This window comes from Streptomyces sp. NPDC053079 (assembly GCF_044546695.1).
In the GTDB taxonomy this organism is placed as follows: domain Bacteria; phylum Actinomycetota; class Actinomycetes; order Streptomycetales; family Streptomycetaceae; genus Streptomyces.
In genome coordinates this window covers 590,927-616,312 of sequence record NZ_JBITZJ010000004.1, presented here as the reverse complement: position 1 = coordinate 616,312, position 25,386 = coordinate 590,927, and the positions used below count along the sequence as shown (strand labels likewise).

Here is a 25,386-nt window from a genome sequence, read left to right as displayed (position 1 = left end):
GTGGTTCAGCATGAACCGGGTGCTCGTGGTGGATGACGAGCCGCAGATCGTCCGCGCTCTCGTGATCAACCTCAAGGCGCGGAAGTACGAGGTCGACGCCGCGCCCGACGGCGCCACCGCCCTCCAGCTCGCCGCCGCGCGCCACCCCGACGTGGTCATCCTCGACCTCGGCCTGCCCGACATGGACGGCGTCGAGGTCATCAAGGGCCTGCGCGGCTGGACCCGGGTGCCGATCCTGGTCCTCTCCGCCCGGCAGACCTCCGACGAGAAGGTCGAGGCGCTCGACGCGGGCGCCGACGACTACGTGACCAAGCCCTTCGGCATGGACGAGCTGCTGGCGAGACTGAGGGCCGCCGTGCGCCGCGCGGAGCCCACGGGGCCGTCCGCCGGGAGCGACGACGCGATCGTCGAGACCGAGGTCTTCACGGTCGACCTCGCGGCGAAGAAGGTCAACCGGGGCGGCAAGGACGTACGCCTGACGCCGACGGAGTGGCACCTGCTGGAGGTGCTCGTACGCAATACGGGCCGTCTCGTCAGTCAGAAGCAGCTGCTGCAGGAGGTCTGGGGGCCGTCCTACGGGACGGAGACGAACTACCTGCGGGTCTACATGGCCCAGCTGCGGCGCAAGCTGGAGCTGGATCCCTCGCATCCGAAGCACTTCATCACGGAGCCGGGGATGGGGTACCGGTTCGAGGTGTGACGGGCCTGGCCGGGGCGTCCGGAGCATGTGGTTCCGCCCGGTTTTCGCGGTGTGAGCGCCGATCCGGGCGGCCCCGGCCCCCGGTACGCTGGGTGCATGAGTGCCGTACCCCGTTCCGAGAGGCCGACCGGCCGCTTCCGCCGGATGCTCGACCGGCTGTCCACCTCGCAGGAGGAGCTGCACCACGCCGAGCTGCAGCAGGACACGGAGGCCGTGGGCTGCACGCGCATATGCGACTGCGACGACCGCCAGATAGTCAAGGTCACCGGCACGCTGCGGACCGTGACCCTGCGGCCGCGCGCCGGGGTGCCCGCGCTGGAGGCGGAGCTCTTCGACGGTTCCGCCGCGCTGGACGTGGTCTGGCTGGGGCGCCGCTCCATCGCGGGCATAGAGCCCGGCCGTAAGCTGATCGCCTCCGGCCGGATCTCCATGAGCCGCGGCCGCAGAGTGCTGTTCAACCCCAGATACGAACTCCGACCGCTCGGACAGGAGTAGCCGTTGTCGTCCCTCGACAAGCCGACGGATCACCCAACGACCCCCGACGCGCAGAGCGCCTCGCCCGCGCGGGCAGCCGACTCGAGATCCGTCACCGAGGCCGCCCTGTTCGAAGCCTTCGGCGGGGTGCGGGGCATGGTGGAGACCACCGTCCCCGGTCTGGTCTTCGTCGCGATCTACACGGTCAAGCGCGACATCCACTTCGCGGCCATCGCCGCACTGGGCCTGTCCCTGGTGCTCGGCCTGGCCCGGCTCGTCCGCAAGGACACCCTCAAGCACGCCTTCAGCGGCGTCTTCGGGGTCGCCTTCGGCGCCGTCTTCGCGATGATGTCCGGTGACGCCAAGAACTTCTACCTGCCGGGCATGCTCTACAGCCTCGGACTGGCGGTGGCCTACATCGTCTCCTCGATCGCCGGCTACCCGCTGATGGGCCTGATCCTGGGGCCGGTGTTCAAGGAGAACCTCTCCTGGCGGACCCGCAACCCGGGCCGCAAGGTCGCCTACACCAAGGCCAGCTGGGCGTGGGGCCTGATCCTGCTCGCCAAGTCCGCGATCCTCTTCCCCCTCTACTGGTGGGGGGACGCCACCCAGCTGGGCTGGGTGAAGGTGGCCCTCGGCATCCCGCCGATGCTGCTGTCGGTCTATCTGACCTGGATCTTCCTGTCGAAGGCGCCGCCGCCGATCGACGTCTTCGCGGAGATGGAGGCGGCCGATGCCGCCGAGCGCGAGGCCAAGGCCAAGGCCGACGTCACGACCCGCTGACCGCACACGGCACGGACGGACACGAGGAGGGCCCCCGGGACGATTCCCGGGGGCCCTCCTCGTACGTACGCGGCCTCGGCGGCCGTCGGCCACCGTCAGCCGGTCATGTCCTCGCGGCGGACCGACAGCAGATCCTCCAGCTGTTCTTCCCGCGCGGGAGCCGCCACGAACAGCAGCTCGTCGCCCGCCTCCAGCGCGTCCTCGCGGTTGGGGGTCAGCACGCGGTTGCCGCGGATGATGGTGACCAGGGAGGTGTCCTCCGGCCAGTCCACGTCCCCGACCCGGGTGCCGGCCAGGGCGGCCTCCGGCGGCAGGGTGAGCTCGACGAGGTTGGCGTCGCCCTGGCTGAAGCGCAGCAGGCGCACCAGGTCGCCGACGCTCACGGCCTCCTCGACCAGCGCCGACATCAGGCGCGGGGTGGAGACGGCCACGTCCACGCCCCAGGACTCGTTGAAGAGCCACTCGTTCTTGGGGTTGTTCACCCGGGCCACGACCCGCGGCACCCCGTACTCGGTCTTGGCGAGCAGCGAGACGACGAGGTTGACCTTGTCGTCGCCGGTCGCGGCGATGACCACGTTGCAGCGCTGCAGCGCGGCCTCGTCGAGCGAGGTGATCTCGCACGCGTCGGCCAACAGCCACTCCGCCAGCGGCACCCGCTCCACCGAGATGGCCGAGGGGGCCTTGTCGATGAGCAGGACCTCGTGGCCGTTCTCGAGCAGCTCGCCCGCGATGGACCGGCCGACGGCGCCGGCACCTGCGATGGCAACCCTCATGAGTGTGCCGCCTCCTCGGGACCGGCGGAGAAAGCCGCCTCGACCTTCTCGACCTCGTCGGTGCGCATCATCACGTGCACCAGGTCGCCTTCCTGGAGCACCGTCGCGGACGTCGGCAGCATCGCCTCGCCCAGCCGGGTGAGGAACGCCACCCGTACGCCGGTCTCCTCCTGCAGCAGGCTCACCTTCTGGCCCACCCACGCGTCCGACGCGGGCACCTCGGCGAGCTGCACGCCACCGCTGGGGTCGCGCCACAGCGGCTCCGCGCCCGACGGCAGCAGCCGGCGCAGCATCTGGTCGGCGGTCCACCGCACGGTGGCCACGGTCGGGATACCGAGCCGCTGGTAGACCTCGGCACGCCGGGGGTCGTAGATGCGGGCCGCCACGTTCTCGACGCCGAACATCTCGCGGGCCACGCGGGCCGCGATGATGTTGGAGTTGTCGCCGCTGCTGACCGCGGCGAAGGCGCCCGCCTCCTCGATGCCCGCCTCGCGCAGGGTGTCCTGGTCGAAGCCGACGCCGGTCACCCGGCGGCCGCCGAACCCGGAGCCCAGGCGGCGGAACGCCGTGGGGTCCTGGTCGATCACGGCGACCGTGTGGCCTTGCTGCTCGAGGGTCTGCGCGAGGGCCGAGCCCACTCGCCCGCACCCCATGATCACGATATGCATGACTATTGCCCCGTGCTCCGGTCTACCGCGCTGACCTGCACCAACACCCTGCTCACATCTTCCTTCTTCGGCTCACGGCCCCACGGGAATCAGCCCGCGGGTACGACGCGACGCGCCCACGGGAACCTCGTCCGCGCAGGGCGCATGACACCACCGTATCCGCAACCCCGGACGGACCGGGCCCCCGGACCGCCGACTGGCCCCCGGCCCTTGCCCCGCGGGCCCCCGCCCGCGCCGGGGGGAGGCTCCGCTCAGTTCGGGGAGGCGAGCATCCAGGCCTGGTTCTTGTTGCCCAGGCACGTCCACTGCTGGAGCTGGGCTCCGGACGGGGGCGGATTGACCGCCGGGTTGTTGGGGTTCGCGGCGTCCAGGCACTTGTCGCTGTCGACCGAGCGTATCTCCCAGAAATTGTCGGCCCGCCGCTGGAAGTACCACTTCTGGTTGGCGCCGCCGTGGCAGGGCCACTGGATCACGGGCGCGCCGTCGTTCTTGCTGAAGCCCTGCACGTCCAGGCACTTGCCCGAGTGGCGCGCCACGATCTCGAAGGTGTTCTGATAGGCGACGCCGCCTCCCACGCGCCGGAACGTGAAGTTCTGCCGGCCCGGGGTGTTGCCGCGGAGGGTGACCTTGGTGCCGTCCGCGGTGCTGCCCCCGTAGACGTTGGCGTACAGCCACGGCGAGGTTTGGACACTGCGGATCCGGTAATAGGCGGCGGGGTACCAGAACGGGTCCTTGTCGATGTCGTTCCCCGTGATGCGGTCGCGGGTGGCCACCCAGTACGACGTCGCCCGTGCGGTGTTCCCCCGGGCGTCCTGGGCCGCGGTCGGATGGACGCAGGTGCGGTCGTTGGGCACCGCCCAGCGCCAGACCCAGTTCGAGGGCGTACAGCTGCCGTCGGGCCGGGTGTGCTCCGGCGCCTGGGCGTTCTGCAGCCTGGTCAGGCTGAACCCGTTCTGGGTGACGCAGACGTGGTCGCCCGGGATCGCCTTGCGCCAGAACATCCCCCGTATGCAGGTGTCCGGGCCGGAGGAAGGCATCGCGGCGGCGTCCGGGGGAGCCGCGTCCGGGGCGTCCGGGAGCAGCGACGCCACGTCCTGGTCCGTGAAGAGCCCCGGGGGCACGGCCGCGCCCGGGCCGGTGGAGGGCTCGGAGGCCATGGCCGGGTCCGTCCGTGCGTACGCCCCGGTGGCCTCGACCGTGGAGACCACGAGGATTCCGGCCACGACGAGTGCGGGCCTGGTGCGCCGCCCCGTCCGTCTCGTTTCGCGCATGAGTCTGCCCACCTTGTCGGCTTGTCGCTGCAGGGGGAGAGGGCTGCCGGAGGGGAGGTCCGGCGCGTCGGCGCCGGGGGCCGTGCGCCCGGCACGGGGGAAGGAGCGTGCCGCTGCCGGCGGGCCCGCCGGGGGCTGCCCGGCCCGTGGGTCCCGCCGCGCGTCGCGGCCTCCGCGGCGCCTGCTTCCTCACCCATGGTGCGCCCGCCCCCTGCCCCGTGCATCCCCGGCGCCCGGGCGGTCGGGCGACCCTCCTCTTCAGCGCGCGGGGGGTTCGCCATAGGCTCGGGTCGATGATCACCACGCGCGGAACGCCGGAGCGGATGCGCGGGACCGCCGGGGCGGGACCCCCGGAAGGCCCTGCCGTTCCGGCTGCCCTGGCCGTCCTGGCCCGAACGCGCCGCCTTGATCGCGTCACCCCCGCCCGCCGTGGCCACCGCCCCTGGAAGGTGTGGTTCCACCACGGCCGTCCTGCTGGGCGGCCTACGGCCGGATGTCCTCGCTCCCGTGACGGGCCGTCGGCAATCTCCGGACTTCGGCCGGATATCGCCTTACCTCTCCCACTCCCCGGTATATGCGCGAAGAAGGGACGTAAGCCTGTTCGGTATTCGTGACGAAGATCGGACACACGGTCACCCACACGGCTAGGATGATCGGCGTATTCCGCTTCCGGACGGGATGTCAGGACGCCGAACCTGTCCCGCCGCCGCCCCCATGCCCCCGTCGGCCAAGAGGAATTGATGTCACATCACATATCCGAGGTGGTGATCTGGTGCCTGGCCATCGCGCTGACCGTCGTCGCGGTCCTGCTGCTGCGCCAACGCACGATCACCACCGGAGTGCGCAGGCGCGTCGCCCAACTGGAGGAGAGCCTCCGCGCGCGTGACGAGGAAATGGGCCACCTGGTCGCCGTCCGGCTGCCCGCCGTCGCGGACGCCGTCAGCCAGGACGTACCCCTGCCCGGCCCGCTCGACGAGCGGCTCACCGGCACCGCCTTCGCGCAGCGACTGCAGTCGGTGATGGACCTGTTCGCCCAGGCCGTGGAGAAGGCCCAGGCCCGCGCCGACCAGTCGGCCAAGGCCGCGCTGAAGGCGTCCATGCGCGCCCTGCAGGGGCTGGCGCACGAACAGCAGCTGGCCATCTCCGACATGCAGGACCGGCACGACAACCCCGATGTGCTCAGGGACCTGCTGGAGATCGACCACGCCAACTCCCAGTTCGGCCGGCGCGCCCAGGCCATCGCCGTGCTGTGCGGCTCCTGGCCCGGCCGGCAGCGCGTCGCCTCCCCGCTCACCGACGTCGTACGGGGCGCCACCTCCCGCATCCGCGACTACCGGCGCGTCCGGGTGCACCCGCAGGCGGATCTCGCCGTCGTCAGTCGTGCCGTCGAGCCCGTCGTGCTCGCCGTCGCCGAGCTCCTCGACAACGCCGCCCGCCACTCGCAGCCCAACACCACCGTCGAGGTCAGCCTCCAGCCGGTGCACAACGGCGCCTGCGTCGTCATCGACGACGCGGGCGTGGGCATGGACGGGCGCGAAGTGCAGCAGGCCGGCGCGATGCTGTCCGGCCGGCAGGCCGTGGACGTCTCCCGGCTCGGCGACCCCCCGCAGTTCGGCTTCCCCGTCATCGGCGTCCTCGCCGCCCGCTACGGCTTCAGCGTCTCGGTCGACACGCGCTCGCCGTACGGCGGCGTACGGGCCGTCCTGTTCCTGCCCAGCGCGCTGCTGACCCAGCTCGACATCGACGGGCCGAGCACCACACCGCTGTCCGGGCACGGACGCGCCCGCAACGCCCCCGGCCACGGCGCCACGCACAAGGCCTCCCGCTCGCACGCGCGCCCCGCCGAGCGGACGCACGCCGTCCAGGAGCCCCCGCCGTTCGCCCCGCCGGCCGCCCGGCCCGCCGACGGGGCGCCCCCCGTCGCCCCGGACGTCCCCGACGCCTCCGCCGTCACCGGCTCCACCGCCGGCGGGCTGCCCAAGCGCCGCCGCCGGCAGCCGGGCGCCGCGGCGCACCGCCGCCCCGCGGCCCCGATGCCCGCCGAGACGCCCCAGGAGCGCACCGCCGAGGAGACCGCCCGGCGCATGGGCGCGTTCGCCCGCGGCACCCGCTCCGGCCGCACCGGCAACCACCCGCTCCCGCACCTCCCCGGCGGCCAGGCACCCGGACAGCCGCCGCACGGGGGCCCGACCGCCCCCGGCCCGGTCACCGGTCCGCCGCCCGGTCCACCCCATGGCGCCCCCGGCACCATGCCGCCGGGCCCCGGCGGGCCCGGCAGCCACGACGACCGCCAGGCCCCCGCCCGCCGACCCGGCACCCCCGCAGAAGACGAAGGGAACCCGCACGCGTGAACGACCACATGAACAAAGAGCTGGGCTGGATGCTCGACGAGGTCGTGAAGATGCCAGAGGCCCGGCACGCGATCCTGCTGTCCGCCGACGGCATGCTGCGTGCCCACTCCCGCGGCATCGACCGGGACGAGGCCGAGCGCCAGGCCGCCGCCCTCTCCGGGCTGCAGTCCATCAGCCGCTCCACCGCCGAGTTCTGCACCCACCCCACCCACCAGGACAGCCCCTGGCGGCAGACGCTGGTGGAGTTCGCCCACGGCTACGTCTTCCTCATCGCCGCCGGCCCCGGCGCCTACCTCGCCGTCTCCGCCGGCGAGAACGTCGACATGGAAGCCGTCACCTACCGCATGCAGAAGACGGTCGACCGGCTCGGCAAGGAACTGGTGAGCCCGCCGCGCCAGGACGGCTGGCAGGGCCCGGGCAGCCCGGCATGACCCCGCCGGCGCCGAGGCGCGAGAAAGGGCTGGTGCGCCCGTACGTCGTCACCGACGGGCGCTCCCACCCGACCCGCAACACCTTCGACCTGGTCACCCTGGTCATGGCGCACGGCGACCTGCCGCTCGGCGGCCTCAGCCCCGAAAAGCGCGCGCTCATGGAACTCTGCCTCGGCGGCGCCCTGTCCGTGGCCGAGATCGCCGGCCACCTGATGCTGCCCGTCAGTGTCACCAAGGTGCTGCTGGCCGACCTCGTGGACAGCGGCCACCTCTCCACCCGCGCCCCCATCCCCTCGGCACAGCTGCCCGAGGCCCAGATCCTCCAGGAGGTGCTCGATGGACTCCGCGCTCGCCTCTGACCCCGGCGCGTACGGCGGCCACCCCGACGGCGGCGTCTATCTGCGGCAGACCGTACGGACCGCCGCCAAGATCCTCGTCGTCGGACACTTCGCGGTCGGCAAGACGACCTTCGTCGGCTCGCTGTCGGAGATCCGGCCGCTGCGCACCGAGGAGACCATGACCCAGGCCGGGGCGCTCGTCGACGACCTGGCCGGCATCGAGGGCAAGACCACCACCACGGTCGCCATGGACTTCGGCCGGCTCACCCTCAGCGACAGCCTCGTCCTCTATCTCTTCGGCGCCCCCGGCCAGCAGCGCTTCACCCGGCTCTGGCAGGACATGACCCAGGGCGCGCTCGGCGCGCTCGTCCTGGCCGACACCCGGCGCCTGGAGCAGTCCTTCGACGTCATGGGGCTGCTGGAGGAGCACGGCCTGCCGTACGCCGTCGCCGTCAATCACTTCGACGGCGCGCCCAGCCACCCCGAGGAGGAGATCCGCGAGGCCCTCGACCTGCTCCCGGAGACCCCGCTGATCACCTGTGACGCCCGCGACCGGATCTCCTCCACACGCGCCCTGATCACCCTCGTGGAGTACCTGCAGACCCGCACCGCCCAGGAGCACGTGTGACCCACCGCCCCGACGCCGGCCCCATGCCGCCACCGGGCTGCCCCGCGCACCAGGCACCACAGCCCTACCCACCGCACCAGACCCGCCAGGCCCCTCCGGCCTACCAGGGGCTGGGCACCCCGCTGTACGGCCCCGACTTCGCCGCCGACCCGCAGGCCGTCTACCACCGGCTGCGGCAGTACGGGCCCGCCGCGCCCGTGGAGCTGGCGCCCCGCGTCCAGGCCACCCTCGTCACCGACTACCGCGCCGCGCTCGAAGTGCTCCGCAGCCCGGACCGGTTCGTCAAGGACGCCCGCCACTGGCGGGCCCTGGCCGACGGCCGGGTCGCCCCCGACAACCCCGTCGTGCCGATGATGGCCTACCGGCCCAACTGCCTGTTCTCCGACGGCGACGACCACCGCCGCTACCGGCAGGCCGTCGACGACAGCCTCGCCCGGATCGACCCCAACGCCCTGCGCGGCTACGCGGAGCGCAGCGCCGACAGCCTCATCGACCGCTTCACCGCGCTCGGCGAGGCCGACCTGCTCGGCAGCTACGCCAAGGTGCTGCCGCTCCTGGTCTTCCAGCAGCTCTTCGGCTGCCCGCCCGAGCTCGGCGACCGCCTCGTCGAGGGCTTCTCCGGCATCTTCGACGGCGTGGACGCCGAACGGGCCGACGCGCTCATCACCAGCAGCCTCCTGGAACTCATCGCCCTCAAGCGTGAGCATCCCGGCGCGGACATGACGTCCTGGCTGATGGCCCACCCGGTCCAGCTCGGCGACGAGGAGATGCTCCATCAGCTCGTCGTCCTCATCGGCGCCGGCACCGAACCGCAGCAGAACCTCATCGCCAACGCCCTGCGCCTGCTGCTGTCCGACGACCGCTTCGCCGGTGACCTGGCCGGCGGCAGCATGCCCGTCGAGGACGCCCTCGACGAGGTCCTCTGGCTCGACCCGCCCATGGCCAACTACGGCGTCCACTACCCGGTGGAGGACCTGGACTTCGGCGGCGTGCCGCTGCGCGCCGGCGAGCCCGTCGTCGTCAGCTTCGCCGCAGCCAACACCGACCCCGCCCTGCACTCCGGCCGGCGCACCGGCAACCGCGCCCACCTCGCCTGGAGCGCCGGCCCGCACCACTGCCCCGCCAAGGACTCGGCCCGCCTCATCGCGGCCGCCGCCGTCGAGAAGCTCCTGGACCGGCTCCCCGACGTGGAGCTCGCCGTACCCGCCGACCGGCTGGTGTGGCGCCCCGGGCCCTTCCACCGCGCCCTGACGGCCCTGCCCGTGCGCTTCCCCCCGGTGCCCGTACCCACACCGGCACCCGCCCCCGTCCACCCGGGGCAGCCCGACCGCCCCGGTGAGCGGCCGCACCACCCGTCCGCCGACCACCTGCCGCCCGAGACACCCGGAGAGAGCCGATGGAACGCCCCACCTGCCCCGTCACGATCGACCCCACCGGCCGTGACATCCACGGCGAGGCAGCCCGCATCCGCGCCCACGGGCCGGCGACCCCTGTTGAGCTCCCTGGCGGCGTGGTGGCATGGGCGGTGACCGCCCAGCCGCTGATCAAGCAGCTGCTGACCGACCCCCGCGTCTCCAAGGACCCGCGCCGGCACTGGCCCGCCTGGATCAACGGCGAGATCTCCCCCGAGTGGCCGCTGTACACCTGGGTCTCGGTGCAGAACATGTTCACCGCCTACGGCAGCGACCACAAACGGCTGCGCGTCCTGGTCTCCAAGGCCTTCACCGCCCGCCGCACCGCCGCCCTGCGCCCCCGCGTCGAGCGGATGACCGCCGACCTCCTCGACGACCTCGCCGCCACCCCGCCCGGTGAGATCGTCGACCTGCGCGAGCGCTACGCCTACTCCATCCCGATCCAGGTGATCTGCGAGCTATTCGGCGTCGACGACGAGCCCACGCGCGAGGGGCTGCGCGAATGCGTCGACTCGATCTTCCACACCTCCGCCGACCCCGAGGAGGTCACCGCCACCTACGGCCGGCTCTACGGCCTCCTCGGCGGCATCGTCGCCGCCAAGCGCGAGACGCCCGGCGACGACATGACCAGCGTCCTGATCTCCGCCCGTGACGACGACGCCGACGCGCCCCTGAGCGAGCAGGAACTCGTCGACACCCTCCTGCTCATGATCGGCGCCGGTCACGAGACCACCGTCAACCTCCTCGACAACGCCATCCACGCGCTGCTCACCCACCCCGACCAGCTCGCCCTCGTCCGCGACGGCAAGGCCGGCTGGAACGATGTGATCGAGGAGACACTGCGCGTCCAGGCCCCCGTCGCCAACCTGCCGCTGCGCTACGCCACCGAGGACATCGAGCTGGACGGCGGAATCGTGGTGCGCAAGGGCGACGCCATCCTCGCCTCCTACGCGGCGGCCGGCCGCGACCCGGAGCTCTACGGCGACGACGGTGCCCGTTTCGATGTGACTCGTGCCACCAAGGAACACCTCTCCTTCGGCCACGGCGTCCACTTCTGCCTCGGCGCCCCGCTGGCCCGGCTGGAGGCGTCCGTCGCCCTGCCCGCCCTCTTCGAGCGCTTCCCCGACATGGCACTGGCGGCCGCTCCGGACGAGCTGCTCCCGGTGGATTCCTTCATCTCCAACGGCCACCGGGCACTGCCCGTCCGGCTGCGGCCATAAGGCCCATCGCCCGTCGCCAGGGCGCCCGTCAAGACCGGTTCCGGGGTCTTAACGCCCCCTTAACGGATTTCGGCTCCGACGGGTAGCCGGGTGGGCGGTATCGATATCGAACCCTTACGATCCTCTGCGTGTCCAAACTGACCGACCTGCCGAAACGGATCCTCATCGGCCGGGCGCTGCACAGCAACAAGCTTGGGGAGACACTCCTCCCCAAGCGCATCGCCCTCCCCGTCTTCGCGTCCGACCCCCTCTCCTCCGTGGCGTACGCGCCGGGCGAAGTGCTGCTCGTCCTGTCCGTGGCAGGCGTGTCCGCCTACCACTTCAGCCCCTGGATCGCGGTAGCGGTCGTCGTGCTGATGTTCACGGTGGTCGCCTCGTACCGCCAGAACGTGCACGCCTACCCGAGCGGCGGCGGCGACTACGAGGTCGCCAACACCAACCTCGGGCCCAAGGCCGGACTCACCGTCGCCAGCGCACTGCTCGTCGACTACGTCCTGACCGTCGCGGTCTCCATCTCCTCCGGCATCGAGAACCTCGGCTCCGCCGTCCCGTTCGTCATCGAGCACAAGACCCTCTCGGCCATCGCCGTGATCGTCCTGCTCACGCTGATGAACCTGCGCGGCGTCAAGGAGTCCGGAAAGCTCTTCGCGATCCCGACGTACATCTTCGTCGGCGGCGTCTTCGTGATGATCGCCTGGGGTGCCTACCGCGGCCTCACGGGCGACACCATGAAGGCCCCCACCGCCGACTACACCATCCACGCCGAGCACCAGGGCCTGGCCGGCTTCGCGCTGGTCTTCCTGCTCCTGCGCGCGTTCTCCTCCGGCTGTGCCGCCCTGACGGGCGTGGAGGCGATCAGCAACGGCGTGCCCGCCTTCCGCAAGCCGAAGTCGAAGAACGCCGCCACCACCCTGGCGCTGATGGGCGGCCTCGCGGTCACCATGTTCTGCGGCATCATCGCGCTGGCCATGGTCACCAAGGTCCGGATGGCCGAGAACCCGGCCACCGACCTGCTGCGCGACGGCGTGCCCGTCGGCGAGGACTACACCCAGAACCCGGTGATCTCCCAGGTCGCCGAGGCGGTCTTCGGCAACGGCTCGTTCCTGTTCATCGTGCTCGCCGCCGCCACCGCCCTGGTCCTCTTCCTGGCCGCCAACACCGCGTACAACGGCTTCCCGCTGCTCGGCTCGATCCTCGCCCAGGACCGCTACCTGCCGCGCCAGCTGCACACCCGCGGCGACCGGCTCGCGTTCTCCAACGGCATCGTGCTGCTCGCCGCGGCCGCCGCGATACTCGTCTACATCTACGGCGCGGACTCCACGAAGCTGATCCAGCTCTACATCGTCGGCGTCTTCGTCTCCTTCACCCTCAGCCAGATCGGCATGGTCCGGCACTGGAACCGCCACCTGGCGAGCGAGACCGACCCGGCCGAGCGCCGCCGCATGGTCCGCGCCCGGGCCATCAACACCTTCGGCGCCTTCTTCACCGGCCTGGTGCTCGTGGTCGTCCTGGTCACGAAGTTCACGCACGGCGCCTGGGTGGCCCTCCTCGGCATGGTGATCTTCTACGCCACCATGACCGCGATCCGTAAGCACTACGACCGGGTCGCCGAGGAGATCGCCGCCGACGAGGGCCCCAGCGACGAGACGGTGCGCCCCTCCCGGGTGCACTCCATCGTCCTGGTCTCCAAGATCCACAAGCCCACCCTGCGGGCCCTCGCCTACGCCAAGCTGATGCGCTCCGACACCCTCGAGGCCCTGACCATCAGCGTCGACGCGGCCGAGACCAAGACGCTGCGCGAGGAGTGGTCGGCCCGCGGCATCGACGTACCGCTGAAGGTCCTCGACTCGCCCTACCGCGAGATCACCCGACCGGTCATCGACTACGTCAAGCGGCTGCGCAAGGAGAGCCCGCGCGACGTGGTCAGCGTCTACATCCCCGAGTACGTCGTGGGCCACTGGTACGAGCACCTGCTGCACAACCAGAGCGCCCTGCGCCTGAAGGGCCGCCTGCTCTTCACGCCCGGTGTGATGGTCACCTCCGTGCCCTGGCAGCTCGACTCCTCCGAGGCGGCCAAGCTGCGCGCCCGCAAGCGCGCCGAGTGGAGCGCCCCGGGTGCGGTGCGCCGCGGCCCGGTGACGGAGCCGAGGCGGGAAAAGGCGGCGACGAAGAAGTAGGGAAGCCTGCTTGCGCAGGCGGCGAGGCCGGGATTCGCAGGAAGCGAAGCCTGAAATTCGCAGGTGGGGCGGGACGAGCCGTAGACTGGACGGCTGTCCCGCCCCACCCCTTTTCCCCACGTATCTGGAGCCGACCCCCATGCAGAACGCACCGCAGGAATCGCTGGTCGGCGAGGAGTACGAGGTCGAGGTCGGCCCGGTGGCCCACGGCGGCCACTGCGTCGCCCGTACGGAGTCGGGCCGGGTCCTCTTCGTCCGCCACGCCCTCCCCGGCGAGCGCGTGGTCGCGCGCGTGACGGAGGGCGAGGAGACGTCCCGCTTCCTGCGCGCGGACGCGGTGGAGGTCCTGGAGGCGTCCAAGGACCGGGTGGAGGCCCCCTGCCCCTTCTCCGGCCCCGGCAAGTGCGGCGGCTGCGACTGGCAGCACGCCAAGCCCGGCGCCCAGCGCCGCTTCAAGGGCGAGGTCATCGCCGAGCAGCTCAAGCGCCTGGCGGGCCTCACGCCCGAGGAGGCGGGCTGGGACGGCACGGTCATGCCGGCCGAGGGCGACAAGCTCCCGGCGGGCGAGGTCCCGGCCTGGCGCACGCGCGTCCAGTACGCGATCGACGCCGAGGGCCACGCGGGCCTGCGCAAGCACCGCTCCCACGAGGTCCAGGTCATCGACCGCTGCCTGATCGCCGCCCCCGGCGTCACCGAGCTCGGCATCGAGAAGCGCGAGTGGCCCCAGATCGCCTCGGTCGAGGCCATCGCGGCGAGCGGCTCGGCGGACCGCCAGGTGATCCTCACCCCGAAGCCGGGGGGCCGCCTGCCGATCGTGGAGCTGGACAAGCCGGTCTCGGTTCTTCGCGTGGGGGAGAAGGACAAGCAGGTCCACCGCGTCCACGGCCGCCCCTTCGTCCGCGAGCGCGCGGACGAGCGCACCTACCGCGTCGGCGAGGGCGGCTTCTGGCAGGTCCACCCCCAGGCGGCCGACACCCTGGTCAAGGCCGTCATGCAGGGCCTGATGCCGCGCAAGGGCGACATGGCCCTCGACCTCTACTGCGGCGTGGGCCTCTTCGCGGGCGCCCTCGGCGAGCGCGTGGGCGAGAAGGGCGCGGTGCTGGGCATCGAGTCCGGCAAGCGCGCGGCGGAGGACGCCCGCCACAACCTCCAGGACCTCGACCGCGTCCGCATCGAACACGGCAAGGTCGAGCAGGTCCTCCCCCGCACGGGCATCGACTCCGTGGACCTCGTCGTCCTCGACCCCCCGCGCGCCGGCGCCGGCAAGCAGACGGTCCACCACCTGGCCTCGCTGGGGGCTCGCCGCATCGCCTATGTGGCCTGCGACCCGGCGGCCCTGGCGCGGGACCTGAAGTACTTCGCGGAGGTGGGGTACCGGGTGGTGAAGCTGCGGGCGTTCGATCTGTTCCCGATGACGCATCATGTGGAGTGCGTGGCGATTTTGAAGCCGGTGGGGTAGGGGCCTGGCCTGCAGGTTTGCCGGTGCGCATTATGTGTGGTGTGGGAGGGACGGGCGATACCTTGGCGCTCATTTGACGCCCGTTCTGATGACCACGTCAACTGATGGTCCCCAGCGTCCAGCAGCCAGTCCGGTCCGTCATCTGCGGACGCCTCCCGGGCGGATGCCCCTTCCAGGCGTGGGGGCGACCGCTTGCCTGGGATCGTCTGCGGTGCGCGGGCCGTTCTCCTCGCTGCCCTCCCGGGGGCCGCCGTTCGGCGTCACATTCTTCCCGTGGCCGTCGATGCCGCGCCACTGTCCTCTGCCGACTCCACGCTCACAGCCATTGTCTCTGCTGGGCCAGTCGGAGCCGCGCCATGACTTCGCGTCCGCAGTATTGTCAGGCACCGGAGTGGGCTGCGGCGATCAACGAGTTTGGTGTCGGCGCGGATGATGACCTGCATATACGCCTCGAATCGGTGGTTCAGTATGGACGCACCGACTTCCGGTCACGCACCGGGACCAGCGTGCCGTCATGGCGTTCCTGATGCCGGTGAAGCTGGGCGCTTGCTGGGGTGGCATCAGGGCTGGGATGCCCGGAGTGCGGGTGAGCTGTTCATCCAGGCTGCGTCGAACTGCTGCAGGGCGATGGAGTATAGGAGTCCGGGCGCCCGGGCGTACAGGCACGGGGAGTTCCTGCCATGAGCGGAGCTGCTGTAGAAGGTGAGGTAGGCAGCCCGGTCCGTTGCGATCACGCGGCAGGTGTTGGGCAGGTTGAAGTTGCGAAGCTCGAAGTTGCGTTGTGTGCGCGCTACACGGGCCAGGTAATCCATGTTCGTCCGGACCTGGCACCTGAGCAGGTCCGGGGTGAAGCCGGGATCGAACCGGCGCATGTCGTGCGAGCGTCGGTCAAGCCAGGAGTCACCTTGGGTGCGGTGGTCGGGCAGTAGGACCTGAACGGAATCCGGGGGGCCGGCCCGCACTGCCTGGTGGCTACGTCCAGAAGGGCGGGACCTTGCGCGAGGGGCGCTGCGTGAACTCTGGGAGGAGGCCGGGGTCGACGGCGGCCGACTGCACTTGGAGCAGCTCGGCGCCTACGGAGATCCTCGACGCGACCCGAGGGGAAGGGTGGTCACCATCGCCTATCTCGCCCTAGGGCCGGATCTTCCCGTTCCTGTGGGTGGTACTGACGCCAGGTGTGCCTACTGGGCCCCTGTGTCAGAACTGGCGGACGGTACGAAGGAGCTGGCGTTCGATCACTCGGTCATTCTCGCGGACGCCTTGGAGGAGATCCGTAGGAAACTCGAGTACACCGCTGTCGCCACGGTCTTCTGCGGAGATTCGTTCACCCTGAGCGAGCTGCGCGCGGTCTACGAAGTGATCTGGGGGCAGTGCCTGGATCCGAGCAACTTCCGCCGCACAGTGCTCAACACCGCAGAGTTCGTGCAACCCACAGGGGAACGGCGGCTGCCCCCCACCGGGCGTCCAGCTGCCCTCTACCGCCGGGGAAGCGCATGGCTGCTCAGCCCGCCTTTGCTACGCGGTGCCGGCCACCTTGCATAGCCGGCTTCGGCTTCGACCGGCACGCAGCCCGGGGTGTGGCGGTAGCTCGAGCACCGTTCACCACTCATTGTCGAGCAGCCATGGCTGAGGGGTCGGCTTGCCCATGTGTAAGCACCCGCCGCACTCGTCCGCAGGACACGGCTACCGCGTTGGGTTAGGAGTTCTTGAGCACTCGTCGGCCTGGACTTGGGAGGGCGTATGGCCTGAATCCTCAGCACACGTGATGGTCAGACTTGCACACAGTCGAACGTACCTGTGTCTGCCGGAAGCTTCGTGTCTTGCCTTCCCATCTGAGGTTTGACCTGTCCAGCCGCGCCCTGCGGTTCCTGGTCGGCCACCTGGCCACCCATCTGCAGAAGTCCGGTACATGATGGCGACGTCTCAAGGCAGCCGCGATCCTAGTCCTTTGCTCGTGCTGCCGACGCGGGGCGTTACTCGGCCAAGGCGTCGTACAGTTCGGGGTCGCCGGGAGTGCAGGAGAAGGCGATCCAGGGGTACGTGGTCAGGTAGTGCCCGATCAAGTAGGGCGCGGCGTAGGCCGTCCCTGGTACACCGGGCGCCCCGATCCCTTCTGTCCCGGCATCGAGATGGCGCTATCCCGGCCTGGGGACTGATCGCAGCTGGGCGTCCTCGAGCGACACGGAACAGAGGTCGCACTTGTGCACACCGAGGGCCTGGTTGACGGGCTGCTCCTCCAGTGCTGTCAGCAACTTTGAAACACGAACCCCGAGAGCGTTGGCGCCGTAGTCCAAAGCCACCCCGCTTCCAGCTCAGGGTGCCGCTCGGAACATGATGTTCCGGCTCCGGGCCGGGAGGGGGAGCTGACGTTGGGGCAGGACCTGGGGCGCGGGACGGCTACCGTGCCGCGTGCGTGGCTGAAGAGTTCGACGGCTTGGCTCAGATGGGCAGTCTGCGGGAGCAGGAAGCAGATCAGCTGGCGCGGGAGTTCAGCCATTGCTGGCCGCATCGTTTGTTTGTGCCGTTTGTCGAATCTCGTGATCCGGGGGAGGGCTATCGTTGGCGAGTCGCCCGCGCAGATAATACGACGCGCCGCGTGTGCACGCCCGAACAGGTCACGCCCGACGTGTACATGCCGGGCGCGCCGAAACAGGGTGACCAGCAAGAACACCCCGGCCTTCGGGCCGCCACCCTTTGACGAACAAGGACACCCCGGACTGATGGCAGTGACCCAGCAGTTGATCGAGAACCGGTTATGGGACGCCGCCGACGAGCTGCGCGTGGCGATGCCCGAAGCGCAATACTCCTCGGTCGTCTTCCCGCTGATGTTCTGGAAGTACCTGTCGGACACCTGGGAGCACCACCACCAAGAGTTCCTGGCCGACAATGAGGGCCTGGACGACCTCTCCGCCGAGGAAGCCCACGAGATCGAGTACCGCGACTACCAGTCGTTCGAGATCCCGTTCATCCGCCCCGGCACGGTCCAGAAGCGTCGTGCCTCCTGGACGTCCATCCTCGCCACCATCACCCAGCCCGGCCTCGGTCAGCGGGTCCGTGCCTCCCTGCAGGCGATCGAGACGGCTAACCCAGACAAGTTCACGCGTGTGTTCGGGTCTATGACATGGACCTCCGAAGAGGTGCTGCAGGGGGAGGTACTGGCGGCGGTCATGCAGGCGATGGACCGCACCCCGAAGATGCACGAGGGCAACCTGTCTCACGACGTGCTCGGCGGGGCATACGAGTACCTGCTGAAGCGGTTCTCCGACGGGTCCGGCACCCGCGCCGGCCAGTTCTTCACTCCACGCGAGGTCGTCGAGCTGATCGTCGAGATCCTGGAGCCCAAGGGCTTCGAGTCGGTATACGACCCGACATGTGGGTCGGGCGGCATGCTCATCGCCTCCGCGAACCTTCTGAAGGCCCACGGCGGGCGTGGCTACACGCTCAGCCTGTACGGGCAGGAGGCCGTACAGGACACTGCGGGTGTGGCACGCATGAACCTCTTCATGCACAACCTCACCCAATTCCAGGTCGAGGTCGGCGACACCCTGAAGGACCCGCGCTTCAAGAAGCCGGACGGGTCCGTCGCACAGTTCGATGTGATCGTCGCCAACCCGCCATACAGCCTGAAGTGGAAGCCCTGGACCCAGGACCCGCGCGCCCTCGGCGGGGTCGCCCCGCAGTCGTCGGCGGACTGGGCGTTCGTGCAGCACATGATCGCCAGCATGGACCCGAAGAAGGGGCGCGCAGGCGTCGTCTTGCCGCACGGTGTCCTCTTCCGCGGCGGCCAGGAAGCAGCCATCCGCCAGCGCGTCCTGGACGACGACCTGCTCGAAGCGGTCATCGGACTGCCTGCCAACCTCTTCTACAACACCAGCATCCCCACAGCGATCCTGGTGTTCCGCGCACCCGGCACCAAGGCCCCTGAGCGGCGGGACGGCGTGCTGTTCATTGACGCCTCACAGCGGTTCACCAAGGCCAAGAATCGCAACATCCTCACCGACGCCGACCTCGCCGACGTTGTGACCGCCTACCACTCGAAAATCGACGTGGACGGCAACCCGGTGGACTCCGACGGAGCAAGCGGACTCGCGGCGCGATTCGTCCCGACCACGGAGATCGTGGCAAAGGGGTACGACCTCAACATCGGCCGTTACATCAAGCAGGCCGCCGCCGAGCAGGAAGACCTCGGCAGCCTGATCGACCTATACAACATCGCCCGAGCAGAGCGTCAGAAGACTGAGCAGCGGATGCTCGCTCTCCTCTCCGCCGCAGGGATCGAGGGCTTTGATGAGTGACTGGCAGCAGATCGCCCTCGGTGACCTGCTGACTCGTGTGCGCCGCAAGGTGGCTGTGGAGGATGGCGTCACCTACCCCGCAGTCAGTGTCCAGATGTATGGGCGTGGCCTCGGTGAGAAAGAGGCATTCACCGGCGGTGTCTCGAAGTACACGACGCTGAATACGGTGCGAGAGAACGACGTCGTTCTCCGCACGATTACGGCGTTCGAGGCCCCTACAGGCGTCGCGCGGGCGGAGCATGACGGCACCCACGTATCCGGTGCCTTCATCACTTATGAGGTGGACCAGAGAGCTCTCCCGGCGTTCCTGGGGCTGTACTTCCAGACGCCAGCGTTCTGGGACGAGATGCAGAACCGTGCCTCGGGAACAGTCCTGCGTCGCAAGACCATCTCCGACGCTTCGTTCCGTGCCATCCCGTTCGCTTTACCTCCGCTGCTGACACAGGAGCGGATCAACGAGGTCATCGGCGTGGTTGACGACCAGATCACCGCACTCGACGAAGAGGGCGAGGCGCTGGACCGCCTGTCAACGGCCGTTGCTGGAGACCTGCTCTCCAACGAACCAATCGTGGCGCTCGGAACAATACTCGATGACATTCGAGGGGGAAGGAGTCCCCAGGCAGACACGAGGCCGCCGGGCGCTGATGAGCATGGAGTGTTGAAGGTCAGCGCGGTCACACCCTTCCGGTTCCTCCCGGAAGAGTCCAAGGCTCTTCTACCTGGCACGCCCATGCCTGAGTTGGCGCTTGTTCAGCCTGGCGATGTACTCATCACGCGAGCGAACACACCTTTACGAGTCGGTGCCGTCGCGCGAGTCCCTGCCGATGTCCGGAACGGCCTCTACCTCGCCGACAAGACTCTTCGGCTCGTGCCGTCGTCAAAGCTGGACCCGGACTTCCTCGTGGTGGCGATGGCGCTGAAGTCGGCCCGAAGCCACCTCACAGGTTCAGCTACAGGCACCAGCGCCTCAATGTTCAACATCAGCCAGGAGCGCATTCGCGAGACGCCGATCCCGCTTCCTGACCTGGACCGGCAGCGGGAGGTTTCATCCGCCGTGCTGTCCGTTCGCGCGAACGCCGATGCGGCGCGCGCTGAGGCAGCCCGCCTCCGGGATACACGCTCCTGCCTGCTCGCGGGCTTGCTGGACCGCACCATCGACATCGAGTCGACCGAGCAGGAGGTCTGAGCCGTGGCGAAGGGCATTCGAGAGCGCGAGTTCCAGAACCTGATGATCCAGTGGTCCCTCCCAATGGGCTGGGGCTTCGCAGCGGGCAGGTCGTTACCGCGTGAAACGACGCAGACGGTGGTCACCAGCCCTCTGCGGGACGCCATCGTCCGGTTAAACCCTGGGGTGATCGACGGATTAGACGTGGACGCGGTGGTCGAGGAGATCGTCACCACCATCAACGCCGTCGAGGGCGGGCTGGTGCGGGCCAATGAGCAGGTGTTACGCCTGCTGCGTGGGCGTAAGGAATTCCGAGACGCCGACGGTGTGTGGCACGCCCTGAAGGTCATCGACTTTGAGCACCCGACCGCCAACACGCTGGTCGTGTCCGACGAGGTGACCATAACCGTCCCCGGCAAGACTTCCCGCCGGTTCGACCTCGTCTACTGGGTCAACGGTCTGCCTCTGGTCGTGGTCGAGGTGAAGTCCCCGACCGCGAAGTCCGGGTGGACGGACGCTGCTCGCGAGATCAACCACGTATACGCCACCGAGTATCCGTGGTTCTTCACCCCCAACGTCTTCGCCGTCGCCTCCGACGGGCTGAAGCTGCGGTTCGGTGCCGTTGGTGCGCCCACGAACCTCTGGCAACCGTTCCGGTCCACCGTCGACGATGAGAACTTGGCCGGGCAGGCCGACGTGCAACGCTCCGTCGAACTGCTGATGAACCCGGCCACGATCTTAGACATGCTCGCCAACTTCACCCTCTTCGACACTTCCGGAGGTGGCGCGGACAAGAAGTACCTGCCCCGCTACCCGCAGATGGAGGCCGCGCACCTGATCCACCGGCGGGTCCTGGAAGGGGGTTCGAAGGGCCTAATCTGGCACCACCAGGGGTCCGGGAAGACACTACTGATGGTGTTCGCCGCCTCGCTGCTGCTGGCCGACACCCGCACCGAGTCGCCCACAGTCGTCCTGCTCTCGGACCGGACCCAGCTCGTCCGGCAGACCTCCGGAGTGTTCACGTCAGCGATGGGAGACGCTTATTTCCACCAGCCCGCCAGCAGCCATGAGTTGCGTTCCCTGCTGGCCGACGACGTGCGCGGCGTCATCTCCACTACCGTCCACAAGTTCGCCGACGCCGGCAATAACCTGTCGACCCGGGGCAACATCATCGTGCTGGTCGACGAGGCACACCGCACCCAATCCGCAAGGTCGAAATCCCTGGCCGGGCAGATGCGCGCAGCGTTGCCGCATGCGAAATTCTTCGGCATGACCGGCACCCCTGTCAGGAACCTCGCCACCGACACCTTCGCCCTCTTCGGCGAGGAGACCGACCCGGGCAGGGTGCTGCATCGGTACTCGGTGTCCCGGTCTCTGCTGGACGAGGCGACCGTCCCCGTCATGCTCGATCCGCACCCGGTCTCCTTCGAGATTAACGACCAGCCGCTGCAGGCTGAGTTCGACCAGTTCGCCGACGACTTCGACCTCGACGATCCCGACCGAGAGGCCCTCTCCCGCAAGTTCGGGCGCCTCACTTCGGTGTTCGCCAACCCAGACCGCATCCACGCAGTCTGCCAGGACGTTGTGGACCACTACCTAGCCGGCGCCTATCGCAACGGCCTCAAGGCCCAAGTCGTCGCCTACAACCGTGAGCTGGCCGTGGCGTACACGGAAAAGATCAACGAGCTGCTGGCCGGCTTCGAGGCGTCACAGGTGCTCGCCGAGGTCGGGAAGCATGACCGGATCACCGCTGAGGTGAACATCTCCGTCTCGGACTCCAAGGGCGAAGACCCCGCCATGCGGGCGTTCCAGCTCTCGGAGGCCGACGAGGAGGTGCAGAAGCGGCGGTTTCTCAGTTCGAACGACCCGATGTGCTTCCTGGTGGTGACCTCGAAGCTGATGACTGGGTTCGACGCCCCCAACGAGGGCGTCCTCTACCTGGACAAGCCGTTGAAGGCCCACACCTTGTTCCAGACGATCACGCGCCCGAACCGCACCTGGGTGTCCCCGAGCGGGTTTGTGAAGACTTCCGGCGTGGTCGTGGATTACATCGGCCTGGCCGAAGAGGTCCAGCGTGCCGTCGCCGACCCCACCTCGGAGGAGTCCGGCAAGGTAGGCGGGTTCGTCACCGACCTTTCCGGGCTGGTCGCCGAGTTCCGCGCCACTTTTGCTCGCATCGAAGACCTTCTCGTGGACTTGGATGGCGTGGACCTCATCGTTCACGGATATGAGTCCGTGCGAGCCATCAACGTCTTTCTGGACTCCAATCCAGGCGCCGCGGAGGTGTTCACCAAGGACTACCGGCTCCTGGCACGCCTGTACCCGCTCATCAACACCGACAAGCGGGTCGCCAAATACCGGGATGGCTTCGGGCTATTCGGGTCCGTGTATACGACCCTGTTCAAGAAGTCCTCCGACGAGGAGAGAAGGGAACGGTTGGGCGAGCTGGGGCCGATGGTCCTGGAGATCATCAATGCCCACGTCCACTCTTTCTCCGTGGTCGCCTCCCAGGAGGAACCTCTCGTCCTGGACGCCCAGGGCATCGCCATACTCAAGGAGCTGCTGGCCCTCGTCCGCCCGAAGCCCGACAAGGACGACGGCGAGGGCCAGAAGCCGCCGTCCGCGGCGGAGATCTTGGAACACATTAAGGCCGCCCTCGAAAAGGGCGTCGAACCGGGGTCCGCGAAGTACACTGCCCTCGCAGAGCGGATCAAGCAGCTCCGGGACCGGATCATCCAGAACTCTCAGGACGCTCTGGAGTTCCTGGCCGAAGCACTCCGGGTCGCCCGCGCCATCGTGAACGCCGAGAAGCACCCGGACGAAGCCGTCGTCGTGCTGGACGACGACCACGTGGGTGTCCTATCGCGGATCATCCACGACCATGCTCCGTCCGGCCTCACGGTCACGGAGAAGAACCTGGCCGAGGAGATCGACAAGGTGGTCACCCAAACCCTCGCCCGGTCATGGGACAACGCCGACGCTCGCAACCGAGGCGCCCGCCGCGCCACCGCCACGGTCTTCCGCCGGTACAGGTTGAAGCCGGTGGGGGAGCCGTATGACTCCACCGTCTCCTACATCGAAGCCCACTACCTCGTTGACTGACGGACGCACGGAGGTCCGGCAACCTGGCGATTGCCGGACCTCATCGCGCTGCTCGGATCCTGATCTATCCCCTGGACCACGCCTGACGGCAAGCCAGCAAGCAGGTGGCGGACCTCCGGGTGCAGCTCGGCGAGCCGGTTGCGGGCCGCACGGGGGAACGTAGCCAGTCGCGAAGGGCGGAACCGGGCTTGCAGATCCCTAAAAGGTCTGCATCAGAGGCCTCGCTCACATGCGTTCAACCACCATGGAAAACCCACCCCCCGGCCTGTACGATCACAACTGGTCGGGGCTGGTCATATTCGGATGGCAGCAGTGCCGACGAATCGGGGGAAAGTTCGGGGGAGTTCGGTATGGCCGCAGTGGTCGTTTTTGGGCGTGCAGGGAAACGTCCGAGCTGATCGGTGTCTGGCCATTCATCCCCCCTGCGCCGTGCCGTGTCGTCGGCCGGCGGTCGCCTTCGGTCCCGTGCGAGATGTTCTGTGAACGTGAAGCCGTGCGCGGCCCGCGTGCTCGTGGCACGGCGTGTAGGAGGTTGGGAAAGCAATGTCGGCAGCGTCGTTCTCGTTGGTGTGCCTGCCTTATGCCGGGAGCGGGGCCGGGTTCTACCGGCCCTGGAATGCGTTGGGGCTGGAGGGCGGGCAGGTCGTTCCGCTGCAACTGCCCGGGCGGGAGGAGCTGTTCCTCGACGATCCGTACGAGGATGCCGCGGACGCGGCACGGGAGCTGGCGCCGCGGGTCGTCGAGCTCGTCGGGGAGCAGGCGCCCGTCGCGCTGTTCGGGCACAGTCTCGGTGCCGTTCTCGCCTTTGAACTCGCCCGGGAGCTTCTGCGCCTGGGGCACCCCGGGTTGCGGCATCTTTTCGTGAGCGGTTCTCCCGGGCCGTGGAGCGGGCGTACCGAGCGGGCCACCGGGCTCGGGGACGAGGAGTTCATCGAGCGGGTCGGGGAGTTCGCCGGGTACCGGCACGAGGCCTTCGACGATCCCGATCTGCGCGAGATACTGCTGCCCCTGCTCCGGGCCGACGTGGCCATGCACGAGAACTACAAGCCCGCCTCGGACGAGCCGCTGCCGATACCCGTCACCTCGCTGCGCGGCGCCGACGACCAGCTCGTCAGCCGGGCGCAGGCCGAGGAGTGGCGGGCGGCCACCAGCGGGCGCTTCGCCTACCGGGAGGTGCCGGGCGGGCACATGTACCTCGTCGACTCCCCGCAGAGCGTCCTGGAGACGGTCGCACACGAGCTGGGCACCGCCGCCCACGCCGGCTGAGGGGGCGGCGTGCTGTTGCAAGGCAAGACCGCTGTCATCACCGGCGCTGCCCGCGGGCTCGGCCGGGCCTGTGCGGAGCGGTTCGCGCGGGAAGGGGCCGACCTCTTCCTGCTGGACATCGCCGAGGACCTGCCCGGCGTGCCCTATCCGCTCGGTTCGGCCGGCCAGCTCGCGCACACCGCGGCGCTCTGCGAGCGGCACGGTGTCGCCGTCGCCACCGCCGCGGCCGACCTGCGCGACCCGCAGGCCGTCGCCGCGGCCGTGGAGCAGGCGCTCGACCGGTTCGGGACCGTGGAGATCCTCCTCAACAACGCGGGCATCGCCGCGCCCTCCGGCAAGAGCACCCACGAGATCACCGAAGCCGAGTGGTCCCTGATGCTCGACATCGACCTGTCGGGCGCGTGGCGCATGATGAAGGCCGTCGCACCGGCCATGATCGAGCAGCAGGCCGGCAGCATCGTCAACGTCTCCTCGACCGCCGGGCTCGTCGGCTACCGCCACTTCGCCGGATACGTCGCCGCCAAGCACGGCCTCGTCGGCCTGACGAAGGCGGCCGCGCTGGACTACGCGCCGTTCGGCGTGCGCGTGAACGCGCTCTGCCCCGGATCCGTACGCGACGACCTGGCCGTAGAGGGCCGCATGCTGTCGGAGATCGCCCGCTCGCTCGACGTCCCGGTCGGCGAGCACGAGGACGTCTTCGTCCGGGACCAGCCGATGAACGCGCTCATCGAGCCGGAGGACGTGGCGGGCGCGGCCGTCTGGCTCGCCGGGGACGACTCCCGCCAGGCCACCGGGACGGTCCTCACCGTCGACGGCGGGTTCAGCGCCCGCTGACCGGATCGCTCACCTCCCTCACCGCAACTCTTCTCGCAG

21 protein-coding genes are annotated in these 25,386 nt (G+C 69.4%); 18 read left to right on the top strand and 3 right to left on the bottom strand.

Annotated features, from left to right (window positions below):
• Positions 1 to 10 precede the first annotated feature (10 nt).
• From ACIGXW_RS18400 to ACIGXW_RS18390, 3 genes are all read left to right on the top strand, one after another.
• A complete protein-coding gene (locus ACIGXW_RS18400) occupies positions 11 to 700 on the top strand; it encodes a response regulator (protein ID WP_360910645.1) in 690 nt (229 codons plus the stop codon).
• Positions 701 to 796: 96 nt separating this feature from the next.
• Positions 797 to 1,195, top strand: coding sequence for an OB-fold nucleic acid binding domain-containing protein (locus ACIGXW_RS18395; RefSeq protein ID WP_079273549.1), 399 nt, complete (start codon positions 797 to 799; stop codon positions 1,193 to 1,195).
• A 3-nt stretch (positions 1,196 to 1,198) separates the two neighbouring features.
• Complete coding sequence (locus ACIGXW_RS18390) at positions 1,199 to 1,957, top strand: DUF3159 domain-containing protein (protein WP_399573936.1); 759 nt, start codon at positions 1,199 to 1,201, stop codon at positions 1,955 to 1,957.
• Between the two features lie 95 nt (positions 1,958 to 2,052).
• On the opposite strand, the gene ACIGXW_RS18385 is transcribed toward ACIGXW_RS18390, so the two are convergent.
• The 3 genes from ACIGXW_RS18385 to ACIGXW_RS18375 all read right to left on the bottom strand — a co-directional run bounded on the left by ACIGXW_RS18385 (position 2,053) and on the right by ACIGXW_RS18375 (position 4,669).
• Positions 2,053 to 2,730, bottom strand: a complete 678-nt coding sequence (locus tag ACIGXW_RS18385) for a TrkA family potassium uptake protein (RefSeq protein ID WP_071961710.1) — start codon at positions 2,728 to 2,730, stop codon at positions 2,053 to 2,055.
• Positions 2,727 to 3,398 (bottom strand): TrkA family potassium uptake protein, encoded by a 672-nt coding sequence (locus tag ACIGXW_RS18380; protein WP_360910641.1) that lies wholly within the window; start codon positions 3,396 to 3,398, stop codon positions 2,727 to 2,729. The genes ACIGXW_RS18385 and ACIGXW_RS18380 overlap by 4 nt, the downstream gene beginning before the upstream one ends.
• 251 nt (positions 3,399 to 3,649) lie before the next feature.
• Positions 3,650 to 4,669 carry an RICIN domain-containing protein gene (locus ACIGXW_RS18375; RefSeq protein WP_399573935.1) on the bottom strand — a complete coding sequence of 340 codons (1,020 nt, stop codon included), beginning with the start codon at positions 4,667 to 4,669 and terminating at the stop codon, positions 3,650 to 3,652.
• A gap of 740 nt (positions 4,670 to 5,409) precedes the next feature.
• Here ACIGXW_RS18375 and ACIGXW_RS18370 point away from each other — a divergent pair.
• The 15 genes from ACIGXW_RS18370 (at position 5,410) to ACIGXW_RS18300 (ending at position 25,347) form a co-directional block, all read left to right on the top strand.
• Entirely contained in the window at positions 5,410 to 7,020 is a 1,611-nt protein-coding gene (locus tag ACIGXW_RS18370; RefSeq protein ID WP_399573934.1) for an ATP-binding protein, read from the top strand.
• Between the two features lie 8 nt (positions 7,021 to 7,028).
• A complete protein-coding gene (locus ACIGXW_RS18365) occupies positions 7,029 to 7,451 on the top strand; it encodes a roadblock/LC7 domain-containing protein (RefSeq protein WP_399574066.1) in 423 nt (140 codons plus the stop codon).
• Entirely contained in the window at positions 7,448 to 7,810 is a 363-nt protein-coding gene (locus ACIGXW_RS18360) for a DUF742 domain-containing protein (protein ID WP_071965822.1), read from the top strand. Before ACIGXW_RS18365 ends, ACIGXW_RS18360 begins: the two co-directional genes overlap by 4 nt.
• Positions 7,788 to 8,417 (top strand): ATP/GTP-binding protein, encoded by a 630-nt coding sequence (locus tag ACIGXW_RS18355; protein ID WP_071965823.1) that lies wholly within the window; start codon positions 7,788 to 7,790, stop codon positions 8,415 to 8,417. Before ACIGXW_RS18360 ends, ACIGXW_RS18355 begins: the two co-directional genes overlap by 23 nt.
• 23 nt (positions 8,418 to 8,440) lie before the next feature.
• On the top strand, positions 8,441 to 9,946 hold the full coding sequence (locus tag ACIGXW_RS18350) for a cytochrome P450 (RefSeq protein WP_399574064.1): 1,506 nt from the start codon (positions 8,441 to 8,443) through the stop codon (positions 9,944 to 9,946).
• On the top strand, positions 9,943 to 11,049 hold the full coding sequence (locus ACIGXW_RS18345) for a cytochrome P450 (protein WP_399573932.1): 1,107 nt from the start codon (positions 9,943 to 9,945) through the stop codon (positions 11,047 to 11,049). The genes ACIGXW_RS18350 and ACIGXW_RS18345 overlap by 4 nt, the downstream gene beginning before the upstream one ends.
• Before the next feature lie 128 nt (positions 11,050 to 11,177).
• Complete coding sequence (locus ACIGXW_RS18340; protein WP_399573931.1) at positions 11,178 to 13,226, top strand: APC family permease; 2,049 nt, start codon at positions 11,178 to 11,180, stop codon at positions 13,224 to 13,226.
• 139 nt (positions 13,227 to 13,365) lie between these two features.
• Positions 13,366 to 14,685 carry a class I SAM-dependent RNA methyltransferase gene (locus ACIGXW_RS18335; protein WP_399573930.1) on the top strand — a complete coding sequence of 440 codons (1,320 nt, stop codon included), beginning with the start codon at positions 13,366 to 13,368 and terminating at the stop codon, positions 14,683 to 14,685.
• A gap of 1,008 nt (positions 14,686 to 15,693) precedes the next feature.
• Positions 15,694 to 16,227, top strand: a complete 534-nt coding sequence (locus tag ACIGXW_RS18330) for an NrtR DNA-binding winged helix domain-containing protein (RefSeq protein WP_399574062.1) — start codon at positions 15,694 to 15,696, stop codon at positions 16,225 to 16,227.
• Between the two features lie 871 nt (positions 16,228 to 17,098).
• The gene (locus tag ACIGXW_RS18325; RefSeq protein WP_399573929.1) at positions 17,099 to 17,383 is read left to right on the top strand and encodes a hypothetical protein; all 285 of its coding nucleotides are present in this window, start codon (positions 17,099 to 17,101) and stop codon (positions 17,381 to 17,383) included.
• Entirely contained in the window at positions 17,340 to 18,980 is a 1,641-nt protein-coding gene (locus ACIGXW_RS18320) for an N-6 DNA methylase (protein ID WP_399573928.1), read from the top strand. Before ACIGXW_RS18325 ends, ACIGXW_RS18320 begins: the two co-directional genes overlap by 44 nt.
• Entirely contained in the window at positions 18,973 to 20,166 is a 1,194-nt protein-coding gene (locus ACIGXW_RS18315; RefSeq protein ID WP_399573927.1) for a restriction endonuclease subunit S, read from the top strand. Before ACIGXW_RS18320 ends, ACIGXW_RS18315 begins: the two co-directional genes overlap by 8 nt.
• Before the next feature lie 3 nt (positions 20,167 to 20,169).
• Entirely contained in the window at positions 20,170 to 23,247 is a 3,078-nt protein-coding gene (locus ACIGXW_RS18310) for a type I restriction endonuclease subunit R (RefSeq protein ID WP_399573926.1), read from the top strand.
• 543 nt (positions 23,248 to 23,790) lie between these two features.
• The gene (locus ACIGXW_RS18305; RefSeq protein ID WP_399573925.1) at positions 23,791 to 24,513 is read left to right on the top strand and encodes a thioesterase II family protein; all 723 of its coding nucleotides are present in this window, start codon (positions 23,791 to 23,793) and stop codon (positions 24,511 to 24,513) included.
• Positions 24,514 to 24,522: 9 nt separating this feature from the next.
• Complete coding sequence (locus ACIGXW_RS18300) at positions 24,523 to 25,347, top strand: SDR family oxidoreductase (RefSeq protein ID WP_399573924.1); 825 nt, start codon at positions 24,523 to 24,525, stop codon at positions 25,345 to 25,347.
• Positions 25,348 to 25,386: the final 39 nt, after the last annotated feature.